We start from the raw sequence: 13,410 nt of genomic DNA on the forward strand, positions 1-13,410 counted from the left end.
ACTACTCGGAGACCGGAGAGTCGATAATCTCCGGCGGTCCCGCGTCGGCCTTCGCGGCCAGAAAGTCGCGCTCGGCGTCGCCGAGGTCGTCTCGCTCGCGGTAGGCGTCGAGTCCGGTCCGGTAGCGCTCGGCCGACCGGTCGCCGGGCGAGACGAGGACTAACTCCGCGAGACCGGTCTCCTCGCCGGTGTAGCCGAACCCGGCCTTGTAGAGCGCGTGGTACGCGAAGGGGTTGTTCACCGCGATGCGGACCCGCTCGTACCCGCGCTCGCGGAGGCGCTCGGTGGCAAATCGACAGAGGCGCGCGCCGACGCCCGCTCCGCGGCGGTCCTGCCGGACGGTGACGTACCGAAGCCACGCCGTCTCGGGGTCGGTCCGGTCTTCGTTGAACGCGACGGCGGCGATGATGCGGTCGTCTTCGACCCAGTCGCGGTCCGGGGCGTCGCTCTCGGCGGCGGTACCGGTCTCGCTCTGACGGGTCGGGCGCGCTCGGCCCTCGTCGTCGCGGACCACCGCCTTCCCGGTGTTGGACATGACGAACTTCCCGGCATAACTGAACTCGCGGTGGTCGAGTCGGAGTTGCGGGCCGTCGTCGGGCCACCCGAGTACCGCGTACTCCATGACCCAGTTTGGGGTTCGTACGGTAACTGCTCTTCGCTCGCGGGAGGATGGGTCGGCGTGCGCTCGGATGAACTCAGAGTCAGTGCGTGCGGGCGCGATGGGGCAACTCCTCGGTGTCGGCAGTAGCTAGTCGCTCCCCCGTCCCAATCCTCAGTCCGTGAGCCGATACCGGAAGCCCGACTCGACCGCCCACGCTCGCCGACACGCTCTTGACACCGACCGACGTACGCTCGGCATGGTCGTTCGCCTCACACTGCTGGCGCTCGGCGTCCTCGAAGCCGTCTATCCCCGCCGAGTCGTGGACTTCTGGATGAACCTCGCCGCCGCCGACGGCGACGTGGAACTCCGACCGTGGGTGTACCGGATGGCTCGCCTCGAAGGCGTTCTTATCGTTCTCTGGGCACTCACGCGCCGACGCGAGCGAGAGTCATAACCGAGCGTCCGGTTTTTTCTCGCTCCGGCCCGTCTGCATCGACATGTCCAGCGCACTCGGCGACACCGCCACCTTCGACCGCTTCGCCCGGTTCTACGACTGGTTTTCGCCGACGCCCGACGCCGAGGAGTTCCGGGCGGCGCTCGACTTCGCCGACCGGGAGGTAGAGCGCGTTCTCGACGTTGGCGGGGGCACCGGCCGCGGCGCGTCGGCGCTCGGTGCGCGCGAGCGCATCGTCGCCGACGCCGCGGCGGGCATGACCCAGCAGGCCCGCCGAAACGGGTTCGAGGCGGTCCGGGCCGACGCCGCACGCCTACCGTTCGCCGACGAGAGCGTCGATGCCGTCCTCGTGGTGGACGCGCTCCACCACTTCGGCGACCCCGAGCGCGCGGTCGAGTCGGCCGCCCGCGTCCTCCGACCGGGCGGCGTCCTCGTCGTCCGCGAAATCGACCCGACCGCGCCGGTCGGGCGACTCGTAGAACGCGGCGAACAGCTCTACGGCTTCGACTCCACGTTCTTCGCGCCAGCGGACCTCGGCCGGATGGTCGCCGACGCGGGTCTCGACGCCAAATATCGCTCGCGGGGGTTCGAGTACACCGTGGTCGGAACGCGGAGCGAGTAGACGGTGATCGGGTGCTGGAAAGCGACCACGGTCACGTACCGGGGGAAACATTACCGACGGGTCCCAACGCGAAGCTATGAGCAACGCCGACGGACTCGCTCGCTCGCGGTTCGACCGCTCGCTCGCTACCGCCGGAATTGCCCTCGGCGATCTGCTGGTGCTGAGTGCCTTCCTCACGGTCGGGTCTATCAACCACGGCGTTGACCCCATCGCGTCGCCGGGGTACGTCGCCGAGACGATTGCCCCGTTCCTCGTCGGGTGGGTCGTCGCCGCGCTGGTCTCGGGCGCGTACGCTCCCGACGCGACGCGCACGGTCGGGACCGCAGTGGTGCGCGCGGTCACGACGTGGATTCCCGCGGCGGCCATCGGACTGACGCTCCGCTCGACCGACTTCTTCCACGGGAGTTCGCCGGTGACGTTCATCATCGTTATCAGCATCGTCGGGACCGTCTGTTTCTCGGCGTGGCGCGGTCTCGTGGCGTACGCCCGGTGAGCTTCTCCGACGACCCTTTTTCGTGACGACCGCCTGTTTTGAACAAACAGGTGACCTTTTCGTCGCACGAGCCAATCTGTCCGAACATGGCGACCATCGCGGAGTTCACTATCCCGGCGCGCGACTTCGCTCTCGGCCGACTGTTCGAACACCTGCCGGACGCGGCGATAGAACTCGAACGCGTCGTTCCGACCAAAGACCACATCCTCCCCTACTTCTGGGTTCGTGACGACGACATCGAGCAGGTCCGAGAGACGCTGGCGGCCAACCCCGCGTTCCTGTCGGTGACGCTGGTGGACGACCTCGGCGACGAAGGTCTCTTTCGCATCCAGTGGAATCCCGAAGACGAGACTGTCCTGAGCGGCGTTCTCGAAAGCGAGTTGACGCTCCTGTCCGCATTCGGGTCGCAGGGAAACTGGACGTTCGAGTTTCGGGCCACGGACACCGACCAGATAGCGACGTTCCAGCGACACTGCACCGACCACGACATCGGCGCGACGCTGACGCGGCTCAACTCGCTCGCGGAGATGCAGGTCGGCGACGAGTACAACCTCACGACCGACCAGCACGAGGCGTTACTTCTCGCGTTCGCTGAGGGGTACTACGACGACCCCCGTGAAACCGACCTCGAAGCGCTCGCTTCCCGAATCGGTATCTCTCGCCCGGCGTTTTCGAATCGTCTCCACCGGGGCATTCGCAACCTCCTCGGCAGTACCATCGCTCGACACGACTCGTCGGGCGACGCGACGCAGTGAGACCTTCGACGGCATATAAAGTGGTTTCATAGTTAACACCAACTGTCAATCGTTTCCTCTGGCTATATAGCGAGTATGCCTGACGAAGCTATTGCCGACACTACCCACCATTCTACTGATAATTCCTCTGCGTTCGAGTACCGTTTCGACGAGGACGAGAGCGTCGTCGAAGCGGTCGTTCGCGCCGTCGAAACGGTGACCGAGGCCCGTCTCCTGCCGATGCCGGACGAACTGGCCGCCGATGGTGGTGTCGGGCACACGGACGCGTGCCCGCTGCACGACGTTATCGATCCCGACGCACTCGCCAACCTTTCGGCTGTCGATGCCCACGTAACGTTTCCCTACGCCGGATGTACGGTGACGGTCGCCGGTTCCGACGCCGTGTTGGTGAGCGAGAAGTCCCCGTAGTCGAGTTCGGGAGCCTTCTCGGCGGACGGCGTGAGACTCGCGGTCTCGTTTCCGACACTACGTGCTGACGTTCCGATAGGCCACGTAGGAGTAGACCGTGCTGTACAGCGCCACGGCGAACACCGGGGCCGCGAGGAGTAGTTCTGCGTAGGCCGGAACCACCGCGCCGAACGCGGCCACGACGCCCGCGAGTTTGAACAGCGGCGCGGCGCGCTCGTGGGTCCGTCTCCAGACCTCGTCGTCGGAGATGGTCCACGGCGTGCGGATGCCGACGAACCAGTTGCGCTCGGCGTGGGCCGACAGGACCCCGACGTAGTAGTAGAGCGCGCCGACGGCGGGCGCGAGCGCTTGGACCATCTCGAACTCGTAGCCCGCGTTGGCCGCGAGGACGAGCGCGTGGACGTACGTCAGGAAGGCCAGCAGAAGGACGACGAACGTGTCGTACTGCTCGCGGAACGCCGCGACGTTCTCGCCGAGCGGGTCGATTCGCGGGAGGAGCGCGAACAGCGCGAGCATCCCGGCCGACAGCGCCGGGAAGAGAGCGAGCGCGACTATCTTCGGCGTCTGACCGTCGATTTCGCCCGCGGCGTTCCAGTGGGTCGCCATCTCGGCGGGCATCTCGGAGACCGCCAGCGCGCTCATCGCGGCCGAGAGCGCCACGAGTGCGAGTCCCGCGAGGTGACTCCGTCGAAGGGACATATTCGATTCTCGTCCGCTTTCGGGTATAAACCTACGGTCAACCTTCGCGCGGCCGGGTCCCTCCCCCACGCGAGGGTTTAAACCCGAGGACGGGACGACCCCGGCCCATGCGAAACCCGCTCGCGCGCTTCCGCGACGACGACCCGGACTGCGCCTGCGACCCCCGATTCGAGGACGACCGCCTCCTGCTCGACGCCGCGGACTGCCCCGGCGCGGGCGACCTCGCGGCCGAACCGGCCTGCCGCCGGACCGCAATCGCCGCGCTGGCAGACCGCGAGGCCAGCGCGGTCGTGACCCGGACCGAGCGCATCGAACGCGCCTACGAGGGCGAGTCGGCCGCGCTGCTCGTCGCGGCCGGACGGTTCGCCGAGCGCGCGGCGTTCTACGACCGAACGCTCGCCGACCGCGCCGAATCCGACCCGCTCGCCGCCGCTCGCGCCGCCCTCGGCCGCGCGGGACCGGTCGGCGAACTCGTCGCCGAGACCGGTCTCGCCGAGTGCGCGCGCCGCGTCGAGGGGTACGCCGACGCGCTCCGTCCCTTCGTCGGCCCGCCGATTGCGAAGGCCCGCGTGGCCGCCGAACCCCCGCCCGAGGCGACGTTCGCCGAGACCCGCGAACTCGACACCGGCGCGACGGTCCGAATCTACGCCGACGAGCGTGCGCTCCGGACCTACCACCTCGAACCGGTCGAACACGCGTTCGACGCCAGCGCGCTCGACGCGCTCGCGGAGGCCTACGGTCTGCTCGCCGACGGCGCAGTTGCTAGTGAGAGTTCCACCGCCAGCGAGCGCGCGCCGGGCCGAGCAGTCCGGGAAGTCGCCGACTCCGACGACCCCGTAGACGCCCTCGCGGCCGCGCTCCGGAAGCACACCCGCGGCTACGGCGTCCTCGCGGACCTCTTCGCCGACCCCGCGGTCTCGGACGCGTTCGCCACCGCGCCGGTCGGCCGGAACCCCCTGCGGGTCACAGTGGACGGCGAGCGCATGCGGACGAACGTCCGACTCACTACTGGGGGCGCACAGGCGCTCGCCTCCCGATTCCGGCGCGAGAGCGGCCGTGCGTTCTCGCGCGCCGCGCCGACGCTCGACGCGACGGCGGAAGTCGGCCCGGACGAGGACGACTCCGGCGCGGTCCGCGTCGCGGGCGTCACCGACCCAGTAAGCGATGGGCCGGGGTTCGCGTTCCGCGCCCGCGACGCGACGCCGTGGACCCTGCCCGCGCTGGTCAGCAACGGAACCCTTCCCGTTGACGCCGCCGCGCTCCTCTCGCTGGCCACCGAACGCGCCGCGGCCGGACTCGTCGCCGGACCTCGCGGTGCGGGCAAGACCACCTTGCTGGGCGCGCTCTGCTGGGAACTCCCCGCGGCGACCAGAACCGTCGTCATCGAGGACACGCCGGAACTCCCGGTCGCACCGCTCCAGCGCCGTGGCCGCGATGTCCAACCGCTTCGGACTGAGACCGGTGACGGGCCGGGTCTCGCGCCTGCGGAGGCGCTCCGGACCGCGCTCCGACTCGGAGAGGGTGCGCTCGTCGTCGGCGAAGTCCGCGGCGAGGAGGCCGCGGTCCTCTACGAGGCGATGCGCGTCGGCGCGAACGGCGACGCCGTCCTCGGAACCATCCACGGCGACGGCGGCGCGGGCGTCCGCGAGCGCGTCGTCTCTGACCTCGGCGTCTCGGCTTCATCGTTCGCCGCGACCGACCTCGTGGTGACGCTCGAAGCCGTCTCGACGCCAGCGGGCAAGCGCCGCCGCGTGAAAGCTGTCGAGGAACTCGTGGACGGCGACCGGTTCGAATCGCTCTACCGAGTCCGGGACGACGAACTCGCGCCCACCGGACGCATCGACCGCGGAAACAGCGCGTTGGTCGCCGCGCTCGCCGATGCCGGGGAGTCCTACGCCGACGTGCGCGAGGCGTTGAGCGAGCGCGAGACCCTGCTCGCCGACCTCGCTCGGAAGAACCGAACGGACCCGAAAGCGGTCGTCTCGGCCTACGCCGACCGGAGGGTGTCGTGAGCGAACCGGACTGGTGGGCGCGCCTCGTCCGACGGCTCGCAACCTGCTGGCCGTGGTCGGTCGGGTGCGGCGACGACGAGAATCGCGCCGACCTCCGGCGGGCGCTGGCGTACCTCGATGCCGGGGTGGACGCCGAGACGACGGTCCGGGCGGGCAACGGGACCGCCGCGCTCGTCGCGCTGGTCGGAGTTCCCCTCGCGGTAGTCGCGCCAGCACCGCTCCGGATTCCGGCCGCGGTGGCCGTCCTCGCCGTCGCGTTCGGCGTCGCGCACGCCGCGCGGCGAGGCCCGATTGCGCTCGCCACCGCCCGGCGGACCGCCGCGCTCGGGACCGCGCCAGCGCTCATCGCACGGGCAGTGTTGCGGATGCGCGTCGAACCTGCCAGCGAGCGCGCGGCGGCGTTCGCCGCGCGAGGCGAGGGGCGATTGGCCGCCGACCTCCGCGAACACGTCCGACGGGCGGAGGGCACGCCGCGGTCGGGTCTCGCGTCGTTCGGCGCGGCGTGGGCCGACTGGAACCCGCCGCTCCGGCGCGCGGCCCTGCTGGTGGAGTCGGCGGCCGACGCGCCCGCTGGCGAGCGCGAGACCACGCTGGACCGCGCGATGGCCGCGATTCTCGACGGCACCCGCGACCGGATGGCCGAGTTCGCCGAATCCGTCCGCGGGCCGACCACGGCGCTGTACGCCTTCGGCGTCCTGCTCCCCCTCGCGCTGGTCGCGGTCCTCCCCGCGGCGCGCGTGGCCGGTCTTCCCCTCTCGATTCCGGTTCTCGTGGTCGTCTACGACCTACTCCTGCCCGCGGCGCTGGTCGGCGCTAGCGCGTGGCTCTCGGTCCGGCGGCCCGCCGCGTTCCCGCCGCCGGAGGTGTCGCCCGACCACCCCGCGATTCCCGACCGACGTTGGCCGACGCTCGCGGTCGGGGTCGGCGCGGGTCTCCTCGCGCTGCTCGCCACCGCGCCGCTTCCGGGGTGGACGTGCTGGCCCGTGCTCGCTGGCGGCGGACTCGGCGCGGCGCTGGTCTGGTGGTTCCGGCCGGTGAAAGCAGTGCGCGACGACGCCCGCGCCGTCGAAGCGAACCTGACCGACGCGCTCTATCTGGTCGGTCGGCGCGTGAGCGACAGTGCGGCGGTCGAGTCAGCGATTGCGGACGCCGCGCCGGAAGTCGCCGGGCGCACGGGCGAGACGCTGGCCGAGACCGCGGAGATTCAGCGACGACTCCGGGTCGGCGTCCGCGAGGCGTTTCTTGGCGAGTACGGCGCGCTCGCCGACGTACCGAGTCCGCAGGCCCGGAGCGTTGCCGCCCTGCTTGCGCTCGCGGCGCGGGAGGGCCGCCCCGCCGGACGCGCAATTGTCGCCATGGCCGACCACGTTGACGATCTTCAGCGCGTCGAGCGCGAGGCCCGGCGCGAACTCGCCAGCGTGACCGGGACGCTCCGGAACACCGCGGCGGTGTTCGGCCCGCTAGTCGGCGGGGCCACGGTCGCGCTCGCGGACGGGATGGCCGCCGGAACGCTCGGCGACCCGCTCCCGACCGCGGCGCTCGGTCTCGCCGTCTCGGCCTACGTCCTGCTGATGGCCGCCGTGCTGACCGCGCTGGCGACCGGACTGGAGCGGGGGTTCGACCGCGCGCTCGTGGGTTATCGGGTCGGTCTGGCGCTCCTCGGCGCGGTCGGGTCGTTTCTCGCTGGCTTCGTCGGCGCGGGGTTCGCGGCGTGACGGTGACGTTTTGGGCACCGCCCCGCCGGTGGCCTGCGTCACCGAGCGCACCCCGACGTTTAAACCCGAGGACGGGACGAACCCGGTCCATGTTCGACGCACCAGTCGAGACGTGGTATCTCTGGGTCGGCCTCGCGTTGGCGAGCGCCACCGCAGTCGGTGTCGCGGCGACGCTCCCCCGCGCCCCGCCGCCGGACGCCGCGGGCGCGGCCGCAACCGTCGATTCCGTCGCGGCGAGCGCTCACCAGACAACCGGTCTTCATCCGCTTTCTGCCGAGCGCGCCCGCATCGGCCCGTACCGACTCTGGCTCAGCGAGGACGGCGAGACCGGCCATGCGACGTTCGCCTACGGGCCGGTGACGCCGGTTCGGCGCGACACCGCGCTCTGGGACGTGCTTCACGGAACGCCACCGGAACGGGCCTTCGGCACCCCCGCCGACTTCCAGCGGGCCGCGGCCGACGCCCGCGACCGGACGCCGGAGTGGCGCTCGCGCGAGCGACTGACCATCCGCCGAGTCTCGTGGGAGGGCGTCGATGTCACGCTCGTCGGGTAGCGACGCCGCGAACCGCGCGCAGGTCGAACCCCTCGCGGCGCTCGTTGCCGTCTTCGTCGTCGGCGTCGCGCTGACTGCCTACACTGGCGTCCTCGACGCGACTATCCCGACGCCCGACCGGAACGTCGCCGACCCGACCGTCGAGCGAGCGAACCGCGCACTCACGGAGACCGGCATCGCGGACCCCGAGGCGCTCGCCGCGGGCCTGCGCGCCGGGCCGGATGGCTACCGCCTGAACCTCACGCTCCAAGCCGCGGGACAGTCGTGGCACGCCGGACCAACCCCACCGCCGAGCGCCGACGACGCCGCGCTCGCGGTGAGCGTCCGCATCGCGCCGGGGAGCGTCCGCCCAGGCCGCCTCCGCGCGGAGGTGTGGTCGTGAGGGCAATTAGTACGGTCCTCGACGTGTCGCTCTGCCTCCTGCTGGTCTCGGCGAGCGCGCTGACCCTCGCCGGGACGCCCGCGCAGGACCGCCGGTCCGGACCTCCGACGGCACCGGACTCTGCGGACGAAGCCGCGACCCTGGTGGCGACGAGTACCGCGAGCGTGACCTACCGACCGGCGGACTCGGCCAACGAGAACACCCGGAATCGGACGGTCCACGACACGCTGGCCGGACTGCTCGCCAGCGCGTCCGCGGCGAACGCAGAGCCGGAATCGGCGACCGACTTCGTGCGCGCCGCCACGGCAACGGTCGGGCGGGCGCTCCGACGCGCCGGAATCAGCGCGCAGGTGGTCGCGCGACCGTCAGAGACTTTGCCCACCTCGTACTCGCCCACTTCGCAATCGACTCCCGAGCGCTCCGGCCGAGTCGTCGCTGGCCCCGCGCCGCCGCCCGACGCCGACGTGTACGCGGCCGCGGTAGCGGTCCGGGAGGTCCGCCTGACCGTCAGGACGTGGTCGAGATGAGACTGGCCGAGGACCGCAGGGGCCGGGTCCCCTTCGCGCTCGTCGGCGTCCTCCTGCTGGTCGGGAGCGCGGGCATCAGCGCCTCGTTGGCGGGCGGGCCGACCCCCCGAACGGACGACTCGGTGGGGGTCGCCGTCGAGCGCACCACTGCCGCGACGAACACCGCGCTCCGCGGCGCGGTCGCGCGCGCCGGGCGAGCGGCCGCCAGCGCGCCGGTCACCGCGCCCGGAAACTCCACCGCGGGACGCGCGCTCAACGACTCGACGCCGTTCCGCGACGCGCTCCGACTCCGCATCTATCTGGCGGCCCGCGAGGACCTCTCGGCGGTCGGCGTCGGGCGGTCCGACATCGGCCAGTCCGAGGGCGTTCGCACCTCGGTCTCGCTTCCGGCGATTCGGAACGCCTCGGACCTCCGGGCGGCCAAGCGCCGAGTCGAAATCGAACCCGCGGGCGGCGCGGACCGCGCGGAGAACGCCGGACTGCGGGTCCGCATCCGGAACGTTACCGTCACGGCGACCCGCGGCGGCCGGGTAGTCGAGCGCGAGCGAATCGCGCCGGAGTTGGTCGTGGCGACGCCCGCGCTGGCGCTCCACGAGCGCACGGTGCGCTTCGAGTCCCGGCTGAATCGCGGCCCGCTCGCGCCCGGTCTCGGCCGCCGACTCACCGCGCGACTCTACGTCGCGGCGTGGGCGCGAGGGTACGCCCAGTACGGCGGCGCGCCGGTCCAGAACGTCGTGGCGAACCGCCACATCGAACTCGCCGCGAACGGCGCGCTCCTGCGCGAACAGCGAGACGCCTTCGGGAAGAGCGACCCGCGAGCGCGGCGCGCGCTCGGGTGGGCGACCGCCAGAATCGGCGCGACAGACCTGTTGACGGCCGCTGACAACCAACGCGGGTCGGCGTGGACCGGGCGACTGCTGGCGACGGCAGAGCGGTACCAGCAGGACAATCCGATGCCCGGCGGGGTGACGAGCAAAAATCTGACCGAGAATCCGCGCGAGACCCGGCGGTCCCTCCGCGTCGGCGTGAATCGGACGGCCGACCGCGCGTTCACAGACCTCGTGTCGGGTGCGGACGGTCCCGGCCTCTCGGAGGTCCTACGTTCGGCCTACACCGCCGACGCGCGCGTCGTGGCCGCGGTTCGGGAGAACCCCGCAGAGAGCGAGGCACGACCTGCGCTCGAATCGCCGGGCGCGAACTGGACGCTCCGGTCGAGCGAGGTCCGGACGCGGACGGCGGTCGAGCGGTCGGCAGATGGTCCCGCAAGCGCGCCGACGCTTGGCGCTCCGGAGGAGTGGCACCTGCTGGACACCGAATCGCACCGAGTCGTACGGAGGCACGCGCTGGTCGCCGAGTGGGAGCGAGAGGGCGGCATCGAGGGCAACGACGGCAACGATGGCGGGGAACGCGGCAACGAGACGAACACTCCCGAAACGCGCCAAACGGTCCAGCGGTGGACCGAGACGTTCGCGGTGCGCGTCGGCGTCGCGGGCGACCACAGCATCGAATCCGACCTCGCGCCCTCGCGGCCGGTCTCGGGAATCCACGAGCACGGCGGCGCGCTCGACGGACCGAACTTCCGGGAGTTTGGCGAGCGAGCGACCGAGCAGGTGGTCGGTTCTCGCGGTGGGTTCGACGCACTCGCCGAGCGAGCGGTCGCTGGAACGCTCGATACTCGCTCCGAGGAAGTCGCAAGTCGCCGACCCGCCGACCTCCGGGAGTGGGTCTATCGAGACCTCGTGGCACTGCGCGAGCGCGTCCGGAACCTCTCGGTGACCGTCTCCCGGAATCGGGCGGTCGGCGGCGAACCGCCGACCGCCGAACTCGCTCGGACGGTCCGGAGTCGGCGCGCGGCGCTCCTCGACGCGCCCGCCCGCTACGACGGCGTGGCCGACCGGGCGCGAGTCGCGGCGCGGGCCGCGTACCTCGACCGAGTGGTTTCTCGATTGGAGACGCGTGCCGACCGCGAGGAGCGGACTCGGACGGGCGTCGAGGGTGCGCTCGCCGACGCGGGGGTGTCGCTAGACCGCGCTCGGAAGATTCTCCGCGAGCGGACGACGCCGGAGACGCCGCCGCCGCGGCCCCTGCCCGCCGACGGGCCGGGGCGCTCGCTCAACCTGAGCGTGTCAGGCGCGCCGCCGTACCTCACGCTGTCCTCGCTCGACCACGAGCAGGTCGCCGCGATTCCGGACGGCGAGACGGCCCATCCGCTCGCCGCTCGGAATCGGAACGTCTTCACGGTCCCCTACGGCGATGCCGCGAAGTCGGTCGCCTCGGCGGTGGTCGGCGACGGCGAGTCGGGCCGGACCGACCTCCGAACCGCCGCGCTGGCGCTCCGGGCCGCGAACCGGACGCTCGCGGAGGAGGACAACCGGAGTCTGGCGCGGCGGCGCGACTCGCTTCAGCAGTCGCTCGCCTCGTCGATGGCGGACGTTCGCCGGGAGTTGGTCGCCGGGATGGCGCTGTCGCGCTTCGACCTGACCGAGACCGAGCGCCGGGCCGCCGTCGCGTCGGGACTGGCGCAGTGGGACACGACCGCTGGGCGGGCGCTCGCGGTGGCGAACGGGTCGGCCGCGGAGGCCATCGCCGAGGCTGTGGTCCGGAACCGGCCCGCCCTCCGGCGCTCCGACCGACGCGACTGGGTGGACCTGCGGACCGAGTTGGCCGTCGAGTCGGTCCGCGAGGAGGTCGAAGGACCGCCGCGCTCGACGGTGAACGGGACGGCGAGTGAGACCCGGAACGTGGCGAAGACCGCGCTGAAGCGCGCGGTGAAGGCCGGTCTCGGAAACGCGACGGAGGTCGCCAGCAAGCGGTGGTTCGGCGAGGTGTTGGGCGCGGTCCCCTCGGGTCTGCCCGTCGCGCCCGTACCGGGCTACTGGTACGCGACACTCAACGTCTGGTCGGTCGGCGTGGAGGGCGAGTACGCCCGCTTCGCGGTGAGCGCGCCCCAAGGGCCACCCGGCGAGTCGGTGGCCTACGTCCGCGAAAACGGGACCGTGAGTCTCGACTGGGACGAGGACGGCGAGTCCGAAGTCCTCGGGCGCACGACGCCGGTCTCCTTCGAAACGGAGACGACCGTCGTGGTGGTCGTGCCGCCCGGTCCGCCGGGCGTCGGCGACAGGGACGGCACTCGGGACGAAACCTCGCCGGGGTGGTCGTCGTAAGCAGGCGTCTCTGGGTGGTTCGAGAGTCGGTGGCGTGACGGCGGTATTCTCCACTCCGGCGCGTGCGGGCGCGACGCCGCCGGGCGTCGCGCCGTTCCGCGCGAGGTCGTCGTGAACGGACGTGAACGACGGCTCGTCGGACGGGGTTTGTCCGACGGTGGATGAGTAGCGCAGGTCGGAGCGAAGCGGAGACCGAGCAACGCAGGCGGTTGGGGAGGCGTGAGGCTTGCTGTCGCGGTGCGGTGCCGTGCGGGCGACTCCATCGCTCACGCCTGAAGCTAGCTTCTTCCCCGCCTTCCAGACAGCTGCCCCGCGGACAACATCAACCCCACCGAACCACCGAGAACACCCGTCTATCGAAGTGAAACCCCTTTCAATCAGGGGACCCTCGCTTCGACCATGATTTACGACGACATCGAGGACCCCGAATCGACCTCTGCCGACGAGGTACGCGCGAACTACGTCACGGACCTCGCCGCCATCGTCGCGGCCCGCGGCGTCGATTCGGTCGCCGAGGAGACCGGCGTGGACCGCGAGACGATTGCTATGCTGGCCGACGAAGACGCCGGGGTCGCCGACGAGCTGACGCTGGAGGACGCCGCCGCCGTCGCCGCGCTCGACGAGGATGCGCCGCCCGCCGACGCCATCGTCGCCGAGATTCGAGACACGCTCCTGATGGGGATGACCACGGCGGTCCTCGATGTGGACACCATCGCCGCAGAAATCGACGAATTGGACGGCAAGCAGGTTCACCAGAAGGTCGAGGGGCGCGCGCCGATGACCCTTGACGAGTACGCGACGCTTCACCACTTCATCGCCAGTCGCCAGCGGTAGCGTTCTGGGTGGTTTGGGTCGTCTTGCTGTTTGCTGATTCACGATTCGTTTCTGGTCGGCCTCATGGGCGGTCGAACGAGACAGTGGGCTAGCTTCAGGCGTGAGCCAAGGAGTCACCGCAACCGCACAGCACCGCGACGGCCAGGTCCTCCCCAACCGATTGCGGTCCTCGGTCGCTTCGCTCCCTGCG

14 protein-coding genes are annotated in these 13,410 nt (G+C 71.2%); 12 read left to right on the plus strand and 2 right to left on the minus strand.

Features of this window, described 5'->3' with window-relative positions; genetic code table 11:
- Position 1: 1 nt before the first annotated feature.
- The gene (locus tag EP007_RS12530; protein ID WP_128477975.1) at positions 2 to 622 is read right to left on the minus strand and encodes a GNAT family N-acetyltransferase; all 621 of its coding nucleotides are present in this window, start codon (positions 620 to 622) and stop codon (positions 2 to 4) included.
- A 157-nt stretch (positions 623 to 779) separates the two neighbouring features.
- Here EP007_RS12530 and EP007_RS12535 point away from each other — a divergent pair, with 157 nt between their 5' ends.
- From EP007_RS12535 to EP007_RS12555, 5 genes are all read left to right on the plus strand, one after another.
- A complete protein-coding gene (locus tag EP007_RS12535; RefSeq protein ID WP_368408076.1) occupies positions 780 to 1,055 on the plus strand; it encodes a hypothetical protein in 276 nt (91 codons plus the stop codon).
- Between the two features lie 43 nt (positions 1,056 to 1,098).
- Positions 1,099 to 1,677 (plus strand): class I SAM-dependent methyltransferase, encoded by a 579-nt coding sequence (locus EP007_RS12540; protein WP_128477976.1) that lies wholly within the window; start codon positions 1,099 to 1,101, stop codon positions 1,675 to 1,677.
- Between the two features lie 76 nt (positions 1,678 to 1,753).
- Positions 1,754 to 2,170, plus strand: a complete 417-nt coding sequence (locus EP007_RS12545; RefSeq protein ID WP_128477977.1) for a DUF3054 domain-containing protein — start codon at positions 1,754 to 1,756, stop codon at positions 2,168 to 2,170.
- 86 nt (positions 2,171 to 2,256) lie between these two features.
- A complete protein-coding gene (locus EP007_RS12550) occupies positions 2,257 to 2,925 on the plus strand; it encodes a helix-turn-helix domain-containing protein (protein WP_128477978.1) in 669 nt (222 codons plus the stop codon).
- Positions 2,926 to 3,000: 75 nt separating this feature from the next.
- Positions 3,001 to 3,333 (plus strand): HalOD1 output domain-containing protein, encoded by a 333-nt coding sequence (locus tag EP007_RS12555; RefSeq protein WP_128477979.1) that lies wholly within the window; start codon positions 3,001 to 3,003, stop codon positions 3,331 to 3,333.
- A 57-nt stretch (positions 3,334 to 3,390) separates the two neighbouring features.
- On the opposite strand, the gene EP007_RS12560 is transcribed toward EP007_RS12555, so the two are convergent.
- Positions 3,391 to 4,032: an SdpI family protein gene (locus tag EP007_RS12560; protein WP_128477980.1), complete on the minus strand. Its 642-nt coding sequence runs from the start codon at positions 4,030 to 4,032 to the stop codon at positions 3,391 to 3,393.
- A gap of 107 nt (positions 4,033 to 4,139) precedes the next feature.
- Here EP007_RS12560 and EP007_RS12565 point away from each other — a divergent pair, with 107 nt between their 5' ends.
- From EP007_RS12565 to EP007_RS12595, 7 genes are all read left to right on the plus strand, one after another.
- Complete coding sequence (locus tag EP007_RS12565) at positions 4,140 to 6,044, plus strand: ATPase, T2SS/T4P/T4SS family (protein WP_128477981.1); 1,905 nt, start codon at positions 4,140 to 4,142, stop codon at positions 6,042 to 6,044.
- Positions 6,041 to 7,759, plus strand: coding sequence for a type II secretion system protein (locus tag EP007_RS12570; RefSeq protein WP_128477982.1), 1,719 nt, complete (start codon positions 6,041 to 6,043; stop codon positions 7,757 to 7,759). The genes EP007_RS12565 and EP007_RS12570 overlap by 4 nt, the downstream gene beginning before the upstream one ends.
- Positions 7,760 to 7,848: 89 nt before the next feature.
- Entirely contained in the window at positions 7,849 to 8,313 is a 465-nt protein-coding gene (locus tag EP007_RS12575) for a DUF7283 family protein (RefSeq protein ID WP_128477983.1), read from the plus strand.
- The gene (locus tag EP007_RS12580) at positions 8,294 to 8,695 is read left to right on the plus strand and encodes a DUF7285 family protein (protein WP_128477984.1); all 402 of its coding nucleotides are present in this window, start codon (positions 8,294 to 8,296) and stop codon (positions 8,693 to 8,695) included. The genes EP007_RS12575 and EP007_RS12580 overlap by 20 nt, the downstream gene beginning before the upstream one ends.
- Positions 8,692 to 9,222, plus strand: coding sequence for a DUF7284 family protein (locus EP007_RS12585; protein WP_128477985.1), 531 nt, complete (start codon positions 8,692 to 8,694; stop codon positions 9,220 to 9,222). The genes EP007_RS12580 and EP007_RS12585 overlap by 4 nt, the downstream gene beginning before the upstream one ends.
- The gene (locus EP007_RS12590; protein WP_128477986.1) at positions 9,219 to 12,386 is read left to right on the plus strand and encodes a DUF7286 family protein; all 3,168 of its coding nucleotides are present in this window, start codon (positions 9,219 to 9,221) and stop codon (positions 12,384 to 12,386) included. The genes EP007_RS12585 and EP007_RS12590 overlap by 4 nt, the downstream gene beginning before the upstream one ends.
- A gap of 399 nt (positions 12,387 to 12,785) precedes the next feature.
- Positions 12,786 to 13,220: a DUF5791 family protein gene (locus EP007_RS12595; protein ID WP_128477987.1), complete on the plus strand. Its 435-nt coding sequence runs from the start codon at positions 12,786 to 12,788 to the stop codon at positions 13,218 to 13,220.
- The last annotated feature ends 190 nt before the right edge of the window (positions 13,221 to 13,410 follow it).

The organism is Halorussus pelagicus (assembly GCF_004087835.1).
Classification (GTDB): domain Archaea; phylum Halobacteriota; class Halobacteria; order Halobacteriales; family Haladaptataceae; genus Halorussus; species Halorussus pelagicus.